This window comes from Salinisphaera sp. S4-8 (assembly GCF_040361235.1).
Classification (GTDB): Bacteria; Pseudomonadota; Gammaproteobacteria; order Nevskiales; family Salinisphaeraceae; genus Salinisphaera.
In genome coordinates, this window is record NZ_APNF01000014.1 from 1 (window position 1) to 13,669 (window position 13,669).

15 protein-coding genes are annotated in these 13,669 nt (G+C 62.0%); 7 read left to right on the forward strand and 8 right to left on the reverse strand.

Annotated features, from left to right (window positions below; genetic code table 11):
• Nucleotides 1-51: 51 nt before the first annotated feature.
• The 8 genes from S4A8_RS16670 to S4A8_RS16705 form a co-directional block, all read right to left on the reverse strand.
• Nucleotides 52-426, reverse strand: a complete 375-nt coding sequence (locus S4A8_RS16670; RefSeq protein WP_353220995.1) for an HNH endonuclease — start codon at nt 424-426, stop codon at nt 52-54.
• Between the two features lie 734 nt (nt 427-1,160).
• The gene (locus S4A8_RS16675) at nt 1,161-1,520 is read right to left on the reverse strand and encodes a gamma-butyrobetaine hydroxylase family protein (protein WP_353220996.1); all 360 of its coding nucleotides are present in this window, start codon (nt 1,518-1,520) and stop codon (nt 1,161-1,163) included.
• 356 nt (nt 1,521-1,876) lie between these two features.
• Entirely contained in the window at nt 1,877-3,217 is a 1,341-nt protein-coding gene (hslU, locus tag S4A8_RS16680) for an ATP-dependent protease ATPase subunit HslU (RefSeq protein ID WP_353177653.1), read from the reverse strand.
• A gap of 64 nt (nt 3,218-3,281) precedes the next feature.
• Nucleotides 3,282-3,824 carry an ATP-dependent protease subunit HslV gene (gene hslV / locus S4A8_RS16685; protein ID WP_006913869.1) on the reverse strand — a complete coding sequence of 181 codons (543 nt, stop codon included), beginning with the start codon at nt 3,822-3,824 and terminating at the stop codon, nt 3,282-3,284.
• 153 nt (nt 3,825-3,977) lie between these two features.
• Entirely contained in the window at nt 3,978-4,892 is a 915-nt protein-coding gene (gene xerC / locus S4A8_RS16690; RefSeq protein ID WP_353220997.1) for a tyrosine recombinase XerC, read from the reverse strand.
• Nucleotides 4,893-4,917: 25 nt separating this feature from the next.
• Nucleotides 4,918-5,646 carry a DUF484 family protein gene (locus tag S4A8_RS16695; protein ID WP_353177581.1) on the reverse strand — a complete coding sequence of 243 codons (729 nt, stop codon included), beginning with the start codon at nt 5,644-5,646 and terminating at the stop codon, nt 4,918-4,920.
• 83 nt (nt 5,647-5,729) lie between these two features.
• Nucleotides 5,730-6,572: a diaminopimelate epimerase gene (gene dapF, locus S4A8_RS16700; protein ID WP_353220998.1), complete on the reverse strand. Its 843-nt coding sequence runs from the start codon at nt 6,570-6,572 to the stop codon at nt 5,730-5,732.
• Between the two features lie 8 nt (nt 6,573-6,580).
• Complete coding sequence (locus S4A8_RS16705) at nt 6,581-7,234, reverse strand: copper chaperone PCu(A)C (RefSeq protein ID WP_353220999.1); 654 nt, start codon at nt 7,232-7,234, stop codon at nt 6,581-6,583.
• A 62-nt stretch (nt 7,235-7,296) separates the two neighbouring features.
• On the opposite strand from S4A8_RS16705, the gene S4A8_RS16710 reads away from it, so the two are divergent.
• The 7 genes from S4A8_RS16710 (at nt 7,297) to S4A8_RS16740 (ending at nt 13,050) form a co-directional block, all read left to right on the forward strand.
• Complete coding sequence (locus S4A8_RS16710) at nt 7,297-7,731, forward strand: MerC domain-containing protein (RefSeq protein ID WP_353177587.1); 435 nt, start codon at nt 7,297-7,299, stop codon at nt 7,729-7,731.
• A gap of 71 nt (nt 7,732-7,802) precedes the next feature.
• Nucleotides 7,803-8,312 (forward strand): Fur family transcriptional regulator, encoded by a 510-nt coding sequence (locus tag S4A8_RS16715; protein WP_353177589.1) that lies wholly within the window; start codon nt 7,803-7,805, stop codon nt 8,310-8,312.
• A 180-nt stretch (nt 8,313-8,492) separates the two neighbouring features.
• Nucleotides 8,493-9,254 (forward strand): ABC transporter ATP-binding protein, encoded by a 762-nt coding sequence (locus tag S4A8_RS16720; protein ID WP_502950754.1) that lies wholly within the window; start codon nt 8,493-8,495, stop codon nt 9,252-9,254.
• Complete coding sequence (locus S4A8_RS16725) at nt 9,247-9,951, forward strand: ABC transporter ATP-binding protein (protein WP_353221000.1); 705 nt, start codon at nt 9,247-9,249, stop codon at nt 9,949-9,951. Before S4A8_RS16720 ends, S4A8_RS16725 begins: the two co-directional genes overlap by 8 nt.
• A gap of 34 nt (nt 9,952-9,985) precedes the next feature.
• The gene (locus S4A8_RS16730; protein WP_353221001.1) at nt 9,986-11,206 is read left to right on the forward strand and encodes an ABC transporter substrate-binding protein; all 1,221 of its coding nucleotides are present in this window, start codon (nt 9,986-9,988) and stop codon (nt 11,204-11,206) included.
• A 27-nt stretch (nt 11,207-11,233) separates the two neighbouring features.
• Complete coding sequence (locus tag S4A8_RS16735; RefSeq protein ID WP_353177595.1) at nt 11,234-12,136, forward strand: branched-chain amino acid ABC transporter permease; 903 nt, start codon at nt 11,234-11,236, stop codon at nt 12,134-12,136.
• Nucleotides 12,133-13,050: a branched-chain amino acid ABC transporter permease gene (locus tag S4A8_RS16740; RefSeq protein ID WP_353221002.1), complete on the forward strand. Its 918-nt coding sequence runs from the start codon at nt 12,133-12,135 to the stop codon at nt 13,048-13,050. Before S4A8_RS16735 ends, S4A8_RS16740 begins: the two co-directional genes overlap by 4 nt.
• The last annotated feature ends 619 nt before the right edge of the window (nt 13,051-13,669 follow it).

A 13,669-nucleotide genomic window follows, 5' to 3' on the forward strand; every position in this document is an offset into this window, starting at 1 on the left:
TACAAAACACCCATTAGCCGACTCCGCTTGGACGTGAACAACCTGGTGGGTTTACACATCTAGATGATGCAAAGACCACAAAGTCTCTTGACCCGATCGCGCGATGTAGTGTTTTTTGATTTCGACGAGCTCACGATACTCCTCAACCGTTCTCGGCTTATCGAATTTGCCGTGACAGCCTTTGCATAGTGGAATGAGGTTGTCTTCATCGTTCACATCTTGGCTAAGCCGTTCTTCTTTGAGCAGCTCATCCTCCTCGTGGCTTGGGTTTAGCGGATAGATGTGCGCGATCTCGTATGCTTTGAAGCTTTTTCCCTTTTTCTTGTAAAAGAGCGGTTTGTCACAGCGCGGGCATACCCCATCAACCTGTGAAGTTAAGGCGACGTTTTGTGCCTCCCCGTAGTGCTTTCGGTTTGATTGCGCCATACCCTCCCCCTAGAACTCTAACGCGAAGTATACGAACGAAACCACGTACAACGCTTAGGCCAGAATTCGCATAGCGCTGCTCGATTTGCCGAGCTGCTCGTATTTGAAGAGCCCATAAAATCGCTATGCGAATTTCGGGTTTCGTTAAATAGGTATTTGGCGCTCGATACGGTCACCGCTTTGCAATCCCCCTCACTTAATAAAACCAGCCAATTCCCAGCCCCATCCAAACGCGTCTATTCCCCCGCACACGCGGACAAGGCACAGAAGTGGAAGTTACGACACCGCTCTGTTCAGCGAAGCAGCCCTCTTTCCCTCGCGGTTCAATGTTGATCCATTGCGGCTGACTGCTTCGCAGGGGCTCAGTCGCCGCCTGGCTAACGCTGGGCCCAAGCGGCCGAACACGCGGCCGACGGTATTCGCGGCACCGTCCGTATAGGCGCAGGTCGCCGTACTGCCGAAGATCGCCAGCCCGAACAGGATTCGGCTGATCAAGATTGTCCCCTCGTCTCGCACGCGGGTGCGTGCGCCCCATAGCGCGTGAGTGCGCAATGCAGCCAAATGGTTTTAGCGAACATTGCACGAAAAGCGCGCATAGAAAAGGCCTGCCAGAGCGGGCCTTGATCAGCCTTTCGTCTTAGAAAACTCGCGAAGCAAAGCGGCGCAATGGATACGCGAGTCGCTCGGCGCCCTGCGAATTCGCCCGCTCCGCGCGAGCTGCGATCTCTAAGCGGCTAATGCCAGAGCTTGTCGCGCGAGGCTTCGGCCTTTTCCAGCCGGCCGAGGTATTCATTCCAGTTGTCTTCGTACTGCTCGCCCAGCTCGCGCAGCGTTTGCCAGGAGAAAATGCCGGTGTTGTGGCCGTCGTCGAAGTAGAGCTGGATGGCGTAGTTGCCGACCGGTTCGATCTTTTCCACGCCCACGTCTCGCTTGCCGGTCACCAGCTGCATGGGGCCGCCGTGGCCGCGGACTTCGGCGGACGGCGAGTACACGCGCAGGTATTCCAGCGGCAGCTTGTAATTGGCGCCGTCGGGGTATTCGACTTCGAGCACCTTGGATTTCTGGTGCAGGGTAATGTCTGTCGGGGCGTCCATGGGTCACCTTTTCGGGTTCGGTTTTGTCGGTGCGTTCGTTCAAGACGGTCCGCGAATGAACGCAAATTAACGCGAATGGGAGACGTCGTGACAGCATCATCTCGTTCGGCGGCGCACCGCGGCTGGCGCGCCTTCGTCTGCCCTATCCGCGAATCTACGCCATTTAATCCAATTTCAAGCAGCGGTTGAATGGACGACGCTGTCGCTCCCGCAAGAGTCCGCGCTAGCTGTCTTATTTGCGTTCATTCGCGTTCATTTGCGGACGATCCTTTTCACGAACGAACAAAAAAGCCGGGACAGGATAAACCCGCCCCGGCTTCGCAGACACGGCGTGTGTCTGATGGCCAGCCTGTCGCCTACAGAATATAGCGCGACAGGTCTTCGTCGGCGGCCAGATCCTTGAGCTTGGAGTCGACGTACTCGGCGTCGACCTTGAGCGTTTCACCGGCCTTGTCCGGGCCTTCGAAGGAGATTTCCTCCATCAGCCGTTCCATGACGGTATGCAGACGCCGGGCGCCGATGTTCTCGGTGCCTTCGTTGACCTTGAAAGCCATTTCGGCGATCCGGTGCACGCCGTCGTCGGTGAACTCGATGGTCACGCCTTCGGTGTTCATCAACGCGCCGTACTGTTCGGTGAGCGAGCAGTGCGGCTCGGTGAGGATGCGCACGAAGTCTTCGGCCTTGAGCGCGTCGAGCTCGACCCGAATCGGCAGGCGACCCTGCAGCTCGGGAATCAGATCCGAGGGCTTGGCTACGTGGAAGGCACCGGAGGCAATGAACAGGATATGGTCGGTCTTGACCATGCCGTACTTGGTGGACACGGTCGAGCCTTCCACCAGCGGCAGCAGGTCGCGCTGCACGCCTTCGCGGGAGACATCGCCGCCCGAGCCGCCGCCGGCGTCGGAGCGCTTGCAGACCTTGTCGATTTCGTCGATGAAAACGATGCCGGAGTTTTCGACCTGATCGATGGCCTGGGTCTTGATCTGCTCTTCGTCGACCAGCTTGGCCGCTTCTTCGTCGACGATCTGGCGATAGGCATCGCCGATCTTGATCTTCTTGCGCTTGGTCTTGTCGCCCTTCATGTTCTGAAACATGGACTGGAGCTGGTTGGTCATCTCCTCCATGCCCGGGGGCGCCATGATCTCGAAGCTCTGGCCGCCCTGCTGCAGCTCCAGCTCGATTTCCTTGTCGTCGAGCTTGCCTTCACGCAGGCGCTTGCGAAACACCTGCCGGGTGGCGCTGGATTCGACCGCCTTCTGGTCGGATTCGCCGGCTTCGTCCCAGGTAGTGGGCTTGGGCAGCAGCGCGTCGAGAATGCGTTCCTCGGCGGCGTCCTCGGCCTTGATGCGCACCGCCTTCTTGGCGGCCTCGCGGGTCATCTTGATGGCCACTTCCACCAGATCGCGGATGATCGAATCCACTTCCTTGCCGACATAGCCCACTTCCGTGAACTTGGTCGCCTCGATCTTGGTGAACGGCGCATTGGCAAGCTTGGCCAGACGCCGGGCGATTTCGGTCTTGCCCACACCCGTGGGGCCGATCATGAGGATGTTCTTGGGCGTGATCTCGCCGCGGATGGATTCATCCAGCTGCATGCGCCGCCAGCGGTTGCGCAGCGCGATGGCGACCGAGCGCTTGGCTTCGCCCTGGCCGATGATATGGCGGTCGAGTTCGGCCACGATCTCGCGCGGCGTCATTTCGTGGCGCGGCAGCACGGCGGTTTGTTCGCGGCTGTCGTCGGCCATGGTCTCGGAGGCTGTATCAGACATTGTCCAGCACCTCGACGGTGATGTGGTGATTGGTATAGATGCAGGTGTCGGCTGCGATATGCATGGCCTTTTCGGCGATGGTGGGGGCATCCATATCGGTGTTTTCCACCAGCGCGCGCCCGGCCGCCTGGGCATAGGAGCCGCCGGAGCCGATCGCCATGCAGGCGAATTCCGGCTCCATGACGTCGCCATTGCCGGAAATCATCAGCGTGGCGGTTTCGTCGGCCACCAGCAACAGCGCTTCCAGACGCCGCAGGGCGCGGTCGGTGCGCCAGTCCTTGGCCATTTCGACCGCGGCTTTGACCAGCTGGCCGCCATGTTCCTGCAGCTTGCCTTCGAAACGCTCGAACAGCGTGAAGGCATCGGCCGTGCCGCCTGCAAAGCCGGCGAGCACCTTGTCGTTATAGAGCCGGCGCACCTTGCGCGCATTGCCCTTGAACATGGTGTCGCCCATGGAAACCTGGCCGTCGCCGGCCAGGGCCACCTTGCCGTTGTGGCGCACAGCAAGAATTGTTGTGCCGTCGAATTGTTTCAAGAGGTGCTCCTTCGACCTTCATTGACGTCGGTCTGGTTCGAGTTGGGGCCATGCACAACACGATTCAAGCAACCGTTTTCTGCGGCTGTTCGGTCGCCGTTCAGCTTGACGTCAAACCGCCGCTGCGCGCGCTTGCGCCCGATATCGCCAACGCTAGCTTTCGCCGGTTTCGCTACGCTGGCCGGCCCGCGGATGCGCAGCATCGTAGACCTTGGCCAGGTGGGCGAAATCCAGATGGGTATAGATCTGGGTGGTACCGATATTGGCGTGGCCGAGCAGCTCCTGTACCGCGCGCAGATCGGCGCTGGATTCCAGCAGATGGGTGGCAAAGGAATGACGCAGCTTGTGCGGGTGCAGGTGCACGGGCAGGCCGTGTTGCACAGCCCAGCGCTGCATGCGCGCAGCCACGCTCGAGCGCGACAGACGCGTACCGCGCTGGGAGACGAACAACGCCGCTTCGTTGGCCGACGCCATCTGCGGGCGCACCTTGAGCCAGTTTCGAAGGGCCGCGATCGCACGTGAGCCGATCGGCACGCTGCGCTGGCGCGAGCCCTTGCCGAGAACCCGTGCTTCGCCGCCCGCCAGATCGATATCGTTGATATCCAGGCCCACGGCTTCGGCCAGACGCACGCCCGCGGAATAGAACAGCTCCAGCAGGGCGTGATCGCGGATTTCCAGATCGTCTTGCGGCGTGGCGTCGAGCAGGGCCGCGAGATCGTCCACGTCGACGGTTTCCGGCAGCCGGGCGGCGCGCTTGGGCGCCCGCACATCGACCGCCGGATTGCGCGTGGCCAGGCCTTCGCGCATCTGCCAGACATAGAAACTGCGCAATGCCGATACCAACCGAGCAAGGCTGGCGGGCTTGAGCCCGGCGCGATGGCGCGCGGCCACGAATTCGCGCAGGTCGGCCGTGGTCACGCGCGCCCAGTCGGCGATGCCGCGTTCTTCCAGCCAGTCGGCCGCGCGCGCCAGATCGCGCGCATAGCCGGCCTGGGTATGGGCCGACACGCGGCGCTCGTGCGTCAGATGGGCCAGAAAGGCATCGACCCGGTCGGCCAGCGCGCTCACGAGGTGCCGTGCAGCCGGAGCATGGCTACGGCAACGCGTCGCGGCCGAGCAGGCGTTGCAGGGCCGCCGTGACCAGCTCGCCCATGAGTTCCAGAAACAGCGTGCCCATATCCGGTACGAAGCGATCGCCCTTGCGGCTGGCCAGCACCAGCGCACCGTGCACACCGCGCGCGCCCAGCGGAATCATCGCTGCACTCGCCAGCGCCGGCACATCGTTGCTGCGGGTGGCGAACAGGGCTTCCGATTGTTCTTCCGACAACGGCCCGCAAATCGGTTTGCCACGACGATAGACATTGGTCAGCGCCTTGCCGGCCGGGGTGTCGTCGACAATCGCATGGATTTCGCCGTTGGCCAGGGCTTCGACCTCGCCGGCCGTGCCCGACAGCCCCACATAGATATGGTCGACATCCATATGCTGTTGCAGGCAATACGCCAGTTCCGGCACCAGCTCGGCAGCGCTTTGCACGCTGACCAGCACCTTGGCCAGACGATTGAGCTGGACAACGCGCTGTTCGTTGTCACGCGCGGTTTCCACCAGTTCGTTGAAGCGCGCCTGTAACTGGCGGTTGGTCGTGCGCAGGCCGGCGACCTGGCGTTCGATCAGCGATACCGCGTTGCCGCTGTCATGGGGCACGTCCAACGCTTCCAGCACCGCCGGATAGCGGCTGACCAGATCGGGATGCGCCTGCAGATAGGCGGCGACTTCGGCTTCGTCCAATGCCGGCGCTGGATTTTGTTTTTTGGCTTCGTTCATGTCGGAGCATCTCTTCTAAAGAGGTGAAGACCCACCCACCGCCGTATAACGCACGAACCGCGCCACACAAGGCGCGATCCGCATTATTCGCTGGTATTCGACAATACCAGTTCGCCGTCGAATACGCGCTCGGCCGGCCCACTCAAATATACCTGCTTGCCATGCCCGGCCCAGTCCACATGGGCCGTGCCGCCGGGCAACTCGACTGCCACATGCGAATCCAGCACGCCGGCACGTATACCGCTAACCGCTGCCGCCGCCGCGCCACTACCACAGGCCAGCGTCTCGCCCGCGCCGCGTTCGTACACGCGCAGGCGGATTCGATCCGGCGTGAGCACCTGCATGAAACCGACATTCACCCGCTCGGGGAAAGCCGGGTGGCTTTCCAGCGCGGGGCCAACGACGGCCACATCCGCACGATCAATATCCTCTACGCGCAAAACCGCGTGCGGGTTGCCGATGGCCAGCGCGGCAAACCGCAGCGTACGACCGGCAACTTCGTCGAGGCGGTATTCATCGGCGGTATCGAAACCGCGCAGCGGGATATCGGCCGCGTCGAACACGGGCACACCCAGGGCCACGCGATAGTGATGATCGCCCAGGCTTTCCAGCACCATCTGGCCATCGCGTACGTCGACCACCACCCGATCCTTGTCGGTCAGCCCCTGTTCGCGCACATAGCGGGCGAAACAGCGCGCGCCGTTGCCGCACTGGCCGGATTCGCTGCCGTCAGAGTTGAGGATGCGATAGCCGAAATCGGCGTTATCGCGGCGCGGCGGCTCGACGATGAGAATCTGGTCGCAGCCAATACCGAAATGCCGATCGGCAATCGCGCGGGCGCTGGCTGCGTCCAGGGCGATTGGCTCGCGGGTGGCATCGAGCACAACGAAATCGTTGCCCAGCCCGTGCATCTTGGTAAAACGCATGACCGCTGCTATTCGGCGCTGGCCGAATCCTCGTTGGCATTGCCGGTGTTATCGGCATCGGCAGGCAGATCGGCCTCGTCAGCCTTCTGACCGTGATCCATATCCGCGTGATTCATATTGGCGTGATCCATATCGCTCATGTCGTGACCCGAATGCCCCGAATGGCCCGCATTCGTGCCCGGCCCATCGGCACGCACGGTCGCGGCCACCGGCAATTCGGCGTTTTCGCTGCCGCAGGCCAGAATCAGTTCGACCTGATCGCCGGCCGCATACGGCTGGCTGGGTGAAAACAGCATCACATGACGGCCGCCGGATTCGAATACGACCTCTTCACCCGGGCCGACCACGACTTTTTCGATCGGCTGCATGCTGGCCTGGCCATTATCGTTGACCACGGTTTCGTGCATTTCGGCGCGATCGAACTGGGTACTGCTCACGCCATTGACCACCACCTTGTCTTCTCCGTCGTTGGCCAGGGTGAAATAGGCGCCCATGACATCGGCGCCGGCCGGCGCAGCCCGTACCCAGGGCTGCTCGACGCGAAGCGATCCGCAATCCGGGGCTTCGGATGTGCTGCAGGCCGCCAGCGGCCATGCCAACGCCCCCATCAGCGCGATTCCAACGCCGCGCCGTACGCGCGCGCCGATCAATGCTCGTGCCATCGCTTGCTCCATTTAAAATGTTATATACTAACGATTGAATCTTCTTTCATCAGGGCATCGCCGTGAGCCGAGGCTCGTCTTCCGATTTTACCGGCAAATTCGACAAGGTCGCAGTGATCCTTTCGGGGATATGCCTGGTGCACTGCCTGGCGTTTCCGTTGTTGATCGCGCTGTTTCCGGTATTCGGTTTTTCGTTTGTGTCGCACGCAACCTTTCATCAGCTCATTCTGCTGGTGGTCGTGCCGACCACGACATTCGCGCTGGGCATGGGCTATTGGCGCCACCGCCATATCGCCCTGCCGACGCTGGGGCTGGCCGGCATTCTTCTACTGGTACTGGCCGCCTTCGGCGCGCATGCCCTGGGCGCGGAAATCATCGAACGCGGCGTAACCGTGGCCGGTGGCTTGCTGCTGGCGGCCGCGCATATCCAGAATTACCGGCTGACCCGCAACAGTCACGACCATCGCCATGAACGCGCGCCCGTGTCGAGTGTCTGACACGTACAACGCGCGCCTCGGGCCGCGTTGCTGGCTGGCCTTTTACACGCTGAAAGCGCACTCTCGTTGTCATGATTGATGCTCAGAACTCCGTATTCGATGCCGGTGGCCACGATCACGGCGCCTGCATTCACGATGCGCTGGCCCGCGCGGAAACGCTGTGCCAGCAGAAAGGCCTGCGTCTGACTGCGATTCGCCGGCGCGTGCTCGAGCTGATCTGGGATAACCATCGCCCCACCAAGGCCTACGATCTTCTCAACACGATCAACGCCGAGCGTGGCAATGCCGCGCCGCCCACGGTCTATCGGGCGCTGGATTTCCTGCTCGATGCCGGACTGATTCACAAGATCGAGTCGCTCAATGCCTTCATCGGCTGCGACGCCGGCCACGGCGAAGCGCATCCAAAATTCCTGATCTGTCGCGCCTGCGAGCGCGTGGCCGAGATCCCGAGCCCGGCCGTGGACGATGCGCTGGCGCGCGAAGCCCGGCGCGCCGGCTTTACCATCGATCACGAAACCATCGAAATCGGCGGTACCTGCGCGGCCTGCGCGCAGCGCGAGCCGGCTGCCGGCAACGCTTGATTCGGCTTTCGACCTAGGTCGAAGCGACTAACGTCGAATAACTCGCCGCCGGGCGCGTGAGTAGAGTCCAACGAGAGCTGACTTGACTGTCAGGTTCGTTTCTATTCATCGCGGGACAACGGGTTATGACGCGACGGCCGACGACCATCGCCGCGGATACGCCCTGCGCCACGGCTGCGCATGGCTGACGCAATTCTGCAAACGCGGGGTCTGAGCAAGACCTTTGCCGGCTTCACGGCGGTTTCCGGGATCGACCTGGACGTCGAGCGCGGCAGCATTCATGCGTTGATCGGCCCCAATGGCGCCGGCAAGACCACGGTGTTCAATCTGCTCACGCGATTTATCGCGCCCAGTGCTGGCTCGATCGTCTACGACGGCGTGGATATCACCCGCACCAAACCCACCACTATCGCCCATCGCGGCATGGTGCGTTCGTTTCAGATCTCGGCGATCTTTCCACACCTGAGCGTGCTCGATAACGTACGTGTCGCCCTACAGCGCCATCTGGGGCTGTCGTATCACTTCTGGCGCTCGCACAAGGTGCTGGACAGCACCAACGATCGTGCGATGGCCCTGCTCGATGAAGTGGGCCTGGCCGAATTCGCCGACACCACGGCCGTGGAACTGGCCTACGGCCGCAAGCGCGCGCTGGAGATCGCCACCACCCTGGCCCTCGACCCCAAACTGATGCTGCTCGACGAGCCCACCCAGGGCATGAGCGCCGAGGACGTGGGCAAGGTCACCGCGCTCATCCGTCAGGTGGCCGCCGATCGCACCATTCTGATGGTCGAGCACAACCTGAAGGTGGTATCGACGCTGGCCGACCGGATCACCGTGCTCAACCGCGGCGAGATCCTGGCCGAAGGCCCGTATGCCGAGGTATCGAAGAATCCCTCGGTGATGGAAGCCTATATGGGCAGCGCCGAGGTGGCTCATGACTGAGCTGCTGCGCATCGACGATCTCAACGCCTGGTATGGCGAATCGCACATCCTGCATGGGGTGAACCTGCGCGTGAACGAAGGCGAGGTGGTCACCCTGCTCGGGCGCAACGGTGCCGGGCGCACGACCACGCTGAAATCCATCCTCGGGCTGGTCGACAAGCGTACGGGCTCGATCATGGTCAACGGTACCGAGGTAATCAAACAGCCCACGCACAAGATCGCGCGCCTGGGCATGCTTGGTTATTGCCCGGAAGAACGCGGCATCTTCGCGCGCCTGAACGTGGAGGAAAACCTCGCCCTGCCGCCGAAACTCGGCGACGGTGGGATGAGCGTGGCCGAAATCTACGACATGTTTCCGAACCTGGCCGAGCGCCGACGGAGCATGGGCACCCAGCTATCCGGCGGCGAGCAACAGATGCTGGCGATGGCGCGGGTACTGCGTACCGGCGCACGGTTGCTGTTGCTCGATGAAATCACCGAAGGCCTGGCGCCGGTGATCGTCGAAGCGCTGGGCAACACCATCCGCCAGATGAAGCAACGCGGGCTGACCATCGTGCTGGTCGAGCAGAACTTTCATTTCGCAGCACCCTTGGCGGATCGGCATTACATCATCGAACACGGCGAAGTCGCCGAGGTGGTCGAAGGCCACGAGGCCGAGGCCAAGAAAGCGCGCATCAACGAATTCCTGAGCGTTTGAATCATAAAAACCGGTGCGACCGGAGGGAGACAACATGAACAAGACCATCATCGGGGCGATATGCGCCGCGGGCCTGGCCGCTTTGACATCGAGCACGGCATTCGCAGCCAAGGGCCTGTCGAATGGCAGCGTGAAGATCGGCGTGCTTAGCGACATGTCCGGCGTCTACAAGGCCATTGAAGGCCCGGGCGCGGTGATCGCCGCGCAGATGGCCATCGACGATTTCGGCGGCAAGGTGCTGGGCGAGGATATCGAGCTGGTTTCGGCCGATCATCAGCTCAAGGCCGACGTGGCCTCGTCGATCGCCCGCCGCTGGATCGATCGCGACCATGTCGACATGCTCGTGGGCATGGACAACTCGGCGGTCGGCCTGGCGGTGCAAGGCCTGGCCTCCGACAAGAAGACCATCGCCATCAATACCGGGGCGGGCACGGTCGAGCTCACCGAAAGCCAGTGTTCGCCCTACGGCATCCATTACGTTTACGACACCTATGCCCTGCCGGTCGGCACGGCAACCGCCATGGTGAAAAACGGCGGCAAGAAGTGGTTCTTCATCACCGCCGACTATGCTTTCGGCCATTCGCTGCAGGACAACACCGCGCGCGTGGTCAAGGAACTGGGCGGCGAAGTGGTGGGCAGCGTCAACGCGCCGCTGAGCACCAACGATTTCTCGTCGTACCTGTTGCAGGCCAGCAGTTCCGGCGCGGATGTGATCGGCCTGGCCAATGCCGGTGGCGATACGGTCAATTCGATCAAGCAGGCCAACGAATTCGGCATCGTCGCCCGTGGCCAGAAGATGGCCGGCATGCTGGTATTTCTCACCGACGTGAAAGCGCTGGGCCTGGATACCGCCAAGGGGCTGCAGTTCACCACCGCCTTCTACTGGGACCGCAACGACGAAAGCCGTGAATGGTCGCAGCGTTTCTTCGATAAACACGGGGCGATGCCGACCATGGTGCAGGCCGGCGTGTATTCGGCCACGATGCATTATCTGGAAGCGATCAAGGCCGCCGGCACCGATGACGCCGACGCAGTTCGCGCCGAACTCGGCAATATGGAACTCAACGATTTCTTCGTGAAGAACGGCAAGATCGAAGCCAACGGCCTGATGTCGCACGACATGTATCTGGCCAAGGTGAAGACGCCGGATCAGTCGAAGAGCGACTGGGATCTGCTCGATATCGTGAGCACGATTCCGGCCGACAAGGCCTACATCCCGGTTTCCGAAAGCAGCTGCCCACTGGTCAAGCAGTAAACCGGTACGGTTCAAGGATCGGTCACGATGAATATCGACGCCATTCTGGCGCAGACCATGCTCGGCTTAAGCCAGGGCGTGTTCTACGCCATGCTCAGCCTGGGGCTGGCGATCATCTTCGGGCTGCTCAATGTCATCAACTTCGCCCACGGCGCGCTCTACATGCTGGGCGCGTTCGTGGCGCTGATCGGCTATTCCTATATCGGGCCGTGGCTGGGCTATCCGGACTTCCAGCTCAGCTTCTGGTGGGCGTTGATCGTCGCACCGCTCGTGGTCGCCTGTTTCGGCATGCTCATGGAACGCTTCATGCTGCGCCGGCTATACAAGTTCGATCATATCTACGGTCTGCTGCTGACCTTTGGCGTGGCACTCGTGCTGCAAGGCCTGCTGTCGAACTATTTCAATATCTCCGGCACCGCCTATCCGGCCACGCCGGAATCGCTGCGCGGCATCGTCAATCTCGGCTTCATGTATTTCCCCAAGTACCGGCTGTTCGCCATCGTGCTGTCGGTGGTGGTGTGTTTTGCCACCTGGTACATGATCGAGCGCACCAGCCTCGGCGCCGTGCTACGCGCCGGTCAGGAAAATCCGAAGCTGGTTGAAGCCTTCGGCATCAACGTACCGCTGATGGTCACGCTCACCTTCGGCTTCGGCGTGGCCCTGGCTGCGCTGGCCGGCGTGCTGGCCGCACCCATCTATTCGGTGAGCCCGCTTATGGGCGCAGATCTGATCATCACCGTGTTCGCGGTCGTGGTCATCGGCGGCATGGGCTCGATTCTGGGCGCCATCGTCACCGGGCTCACGCTCGGCCTGGTGCAGGGGCTCACCCAGGCGCTCTACCCGCCAGCGGCCAATACCGTGATCTTTTTCATCATGGTCGTGGTATTGCTGATCCGCCCGGCGGGCCTGTTCGGGAAGGCGGAAGGATGAACAAGGTCTTCTGGGTATTGCTGATCGTGCTGGGCCTGGCCGCGCCGTGGCTGACCTACCCCGTATTCGCCATGAAGCTGTTGTGCTTCGCGTTGTTCGCCTGCGCCTTCAATCTGCTGCTGGGCTATGTCGGCCTGCTGTCGTTCGGCCATGCCGCATTCTTTGGCGGGGCGGCGTATATCACCGGGCACGTGATCACCGCCTGGGGCTTCGGCCCGTTGCCCGGCATTCTTACCGGTACGCTCTTCGCCCTGGTGCTGGGCGCGATCTTCGGCGCGCTGGCGATCCGACGCCAGGGCATCTATTTCGCCATGATCACGCTCGCCCTGGCGCAGATCATCTTCTTTCTCGCGCTCAAGCTGCCGTTTACCGGCGGCGAAAACGGACTGCAGGGGATTCCGCGCGGCACACTGCTGGGCGTGCTCGACCTCAACGACCCGATCACGATGTATTACTTCGTGTTCGCGATTTTCATGATCGGATTTCTGATCATCTATCGCACCATTCACTCGCCCTTCGGCCAGATCCTCACCGCGATCCGCGAAAACGAACCGCGGGCCCGCTCGCTGGGCTATAACGTCGAACGCTTCAAGCTGATCGCCTTTACGCTATCGGCCACGCTGGCGGGTACGGCCGGCGCCACCAAAGCCGTGATCTTCCAGTTCGCATCGCTCACCGACGTGCACTGGCAGATGTCGGGCGAAGTGGTGCTCATGACCCTGCTCGGCGGCATGGGCACGTTGTTCGGCCCCATCGCCGGTGCCGCAGCCGTAATCACGCTGCAGGACGAACTCGCCTCCTTCGGCTCCTGGGTACAGGTCGCCATCGGCGGCATCTTCGTGGTGTGCGTACTGCTGTTCAGGCGCGGCTTCGTGGGCGAACTGGCGCGGCTGGTCAAGGCCAAATCCAGCTAGCGGGGTACGCTGTCACCGGTTAACGTTGGCGTTCTATGCAACCACGACGCGCACAGCAGGACGGCGATCGCTGGGGCGATCGGCTGGCTGGCGCTGCCGCCAGTCTGTTCTTTAAGGAATCTCTGCACAACCTGTCGCGGTCGCGCCGGCGTGCTTTGCGCGTGGCTGGCAAGGAGAGGTAGGCGTAGCGTGCTGGTTGCACGGTGCGCCTGCCTCGACGCCGACCAGACGCGCGCAAAGCCCCGGCCCCGAAGGGGTTCGGCCTCAAATGCGCTGCGACTGCGTTGCCGAGCTTGACCTGCCAATAAGGCAGGCGCTGCGCTCGGACGCCTTGCCGCAACGCATTTGAGGACTCGAACGCGAACCGCGAGAGGTTGCGCAGAGATTCCTTAGCATACCGACCGCGGCCTTCATCTGGTTCGCACTCAACCGGCATCTGGCTTTCCACCCCTTCCCATTCCACCAGGCATCCGTCGGCACGGGATGGCTCGTCGCAGCCATTGTGTTCCTGGCCTGCTTTGCTTCCGCGTCGCTTCACGCGCTTTCTCGGCGCCGTATGGCATGTGCTGCATCGCGCGACGACTTCATGGTGGTGGTAGCGCCGAAGCTCGGGGCACGC

Coding starts and splice junctions, on each gene's coding strand:
- S4A8_RS16675 (WP_353220996.1), bottom strand. CDS start 1,520: ATGGACGCCCCGACAGACATTACCCTGCACCAGAAATCCAAGGTGCTC.
- S4A8_RS16695 (WP_353177581.1), bottom strand. CDS start 5,646: ATGAACGAAGCCAAAAAACAAAATCCAGCGCCGGCATTGGACGAAGCC.
- S4A8_RS16735 (WP_353177595.1), top strand. CDS start 11,234: ATGAATATCGACGCCATTCTGGCGCAGACCATGCTCGGCTTAAGCCAG.
- S4A8_RS16705 (WP_353220999.1), bottom strand. CDS start 7,234: ATGGCACGAGCATTGATCGGCGCGCGCGTACGGCGCGGCGTTGGAATC.
- S4A8_RS16720 (WP_502950754.1), top strand. CDS start 8,493: ATGGCTGACGCAATTCTGCAAACGCGGGGTCTGAGCAAGACCTTTGCC.
- S4A8_RS16670 (WP_353220995.1), bottom strand. CDS start 426: ATGGCGCAATCAAACCGAAAGCACTACGGGGAGGCACAAAACGTCGCC.
- S4A8_RS16740 (WP_353221002.1), top strand. CDS start 12,133: ATGAACAAGGTCTTCTGGGTATTGCTGATCGTGCTGGGCCTGGCCGCG.
- S4A8_RS16725 (WP_353221000.1), top strand. CDS start 9,247: ATGACTGAGCTGCTGCGCATCGACGATCTCAACGCCTGGTATGGCGAA.
- hslU (WP_353177653.1), bottom strand. CDS start 3,217: ATGACGCCGCGCGAGATCGTGGCCGAACTCGACCGCCATATCATCGGC.
- S4A8_RS16715 (WP_353177589.1), top strand. CDS start 7,803: ATGATTGATGCTCAGAACTCCGTATTCGATGCCGGTGGCCACGATCAC.
- dapF (WP_353220998.1), bottom strand. CDS start 6,572: ATGCGTTTTACCAAGATGCACGGGCTGGGCAACGATTTCGTTGTGCTC.
- S4A8_RS16730 (WP_353221001.1), top strand. CDS start 9,986: ATGAACAAGACCATCATCGGGGCGATATGCGCCGCGGGCCTGGCCGCT.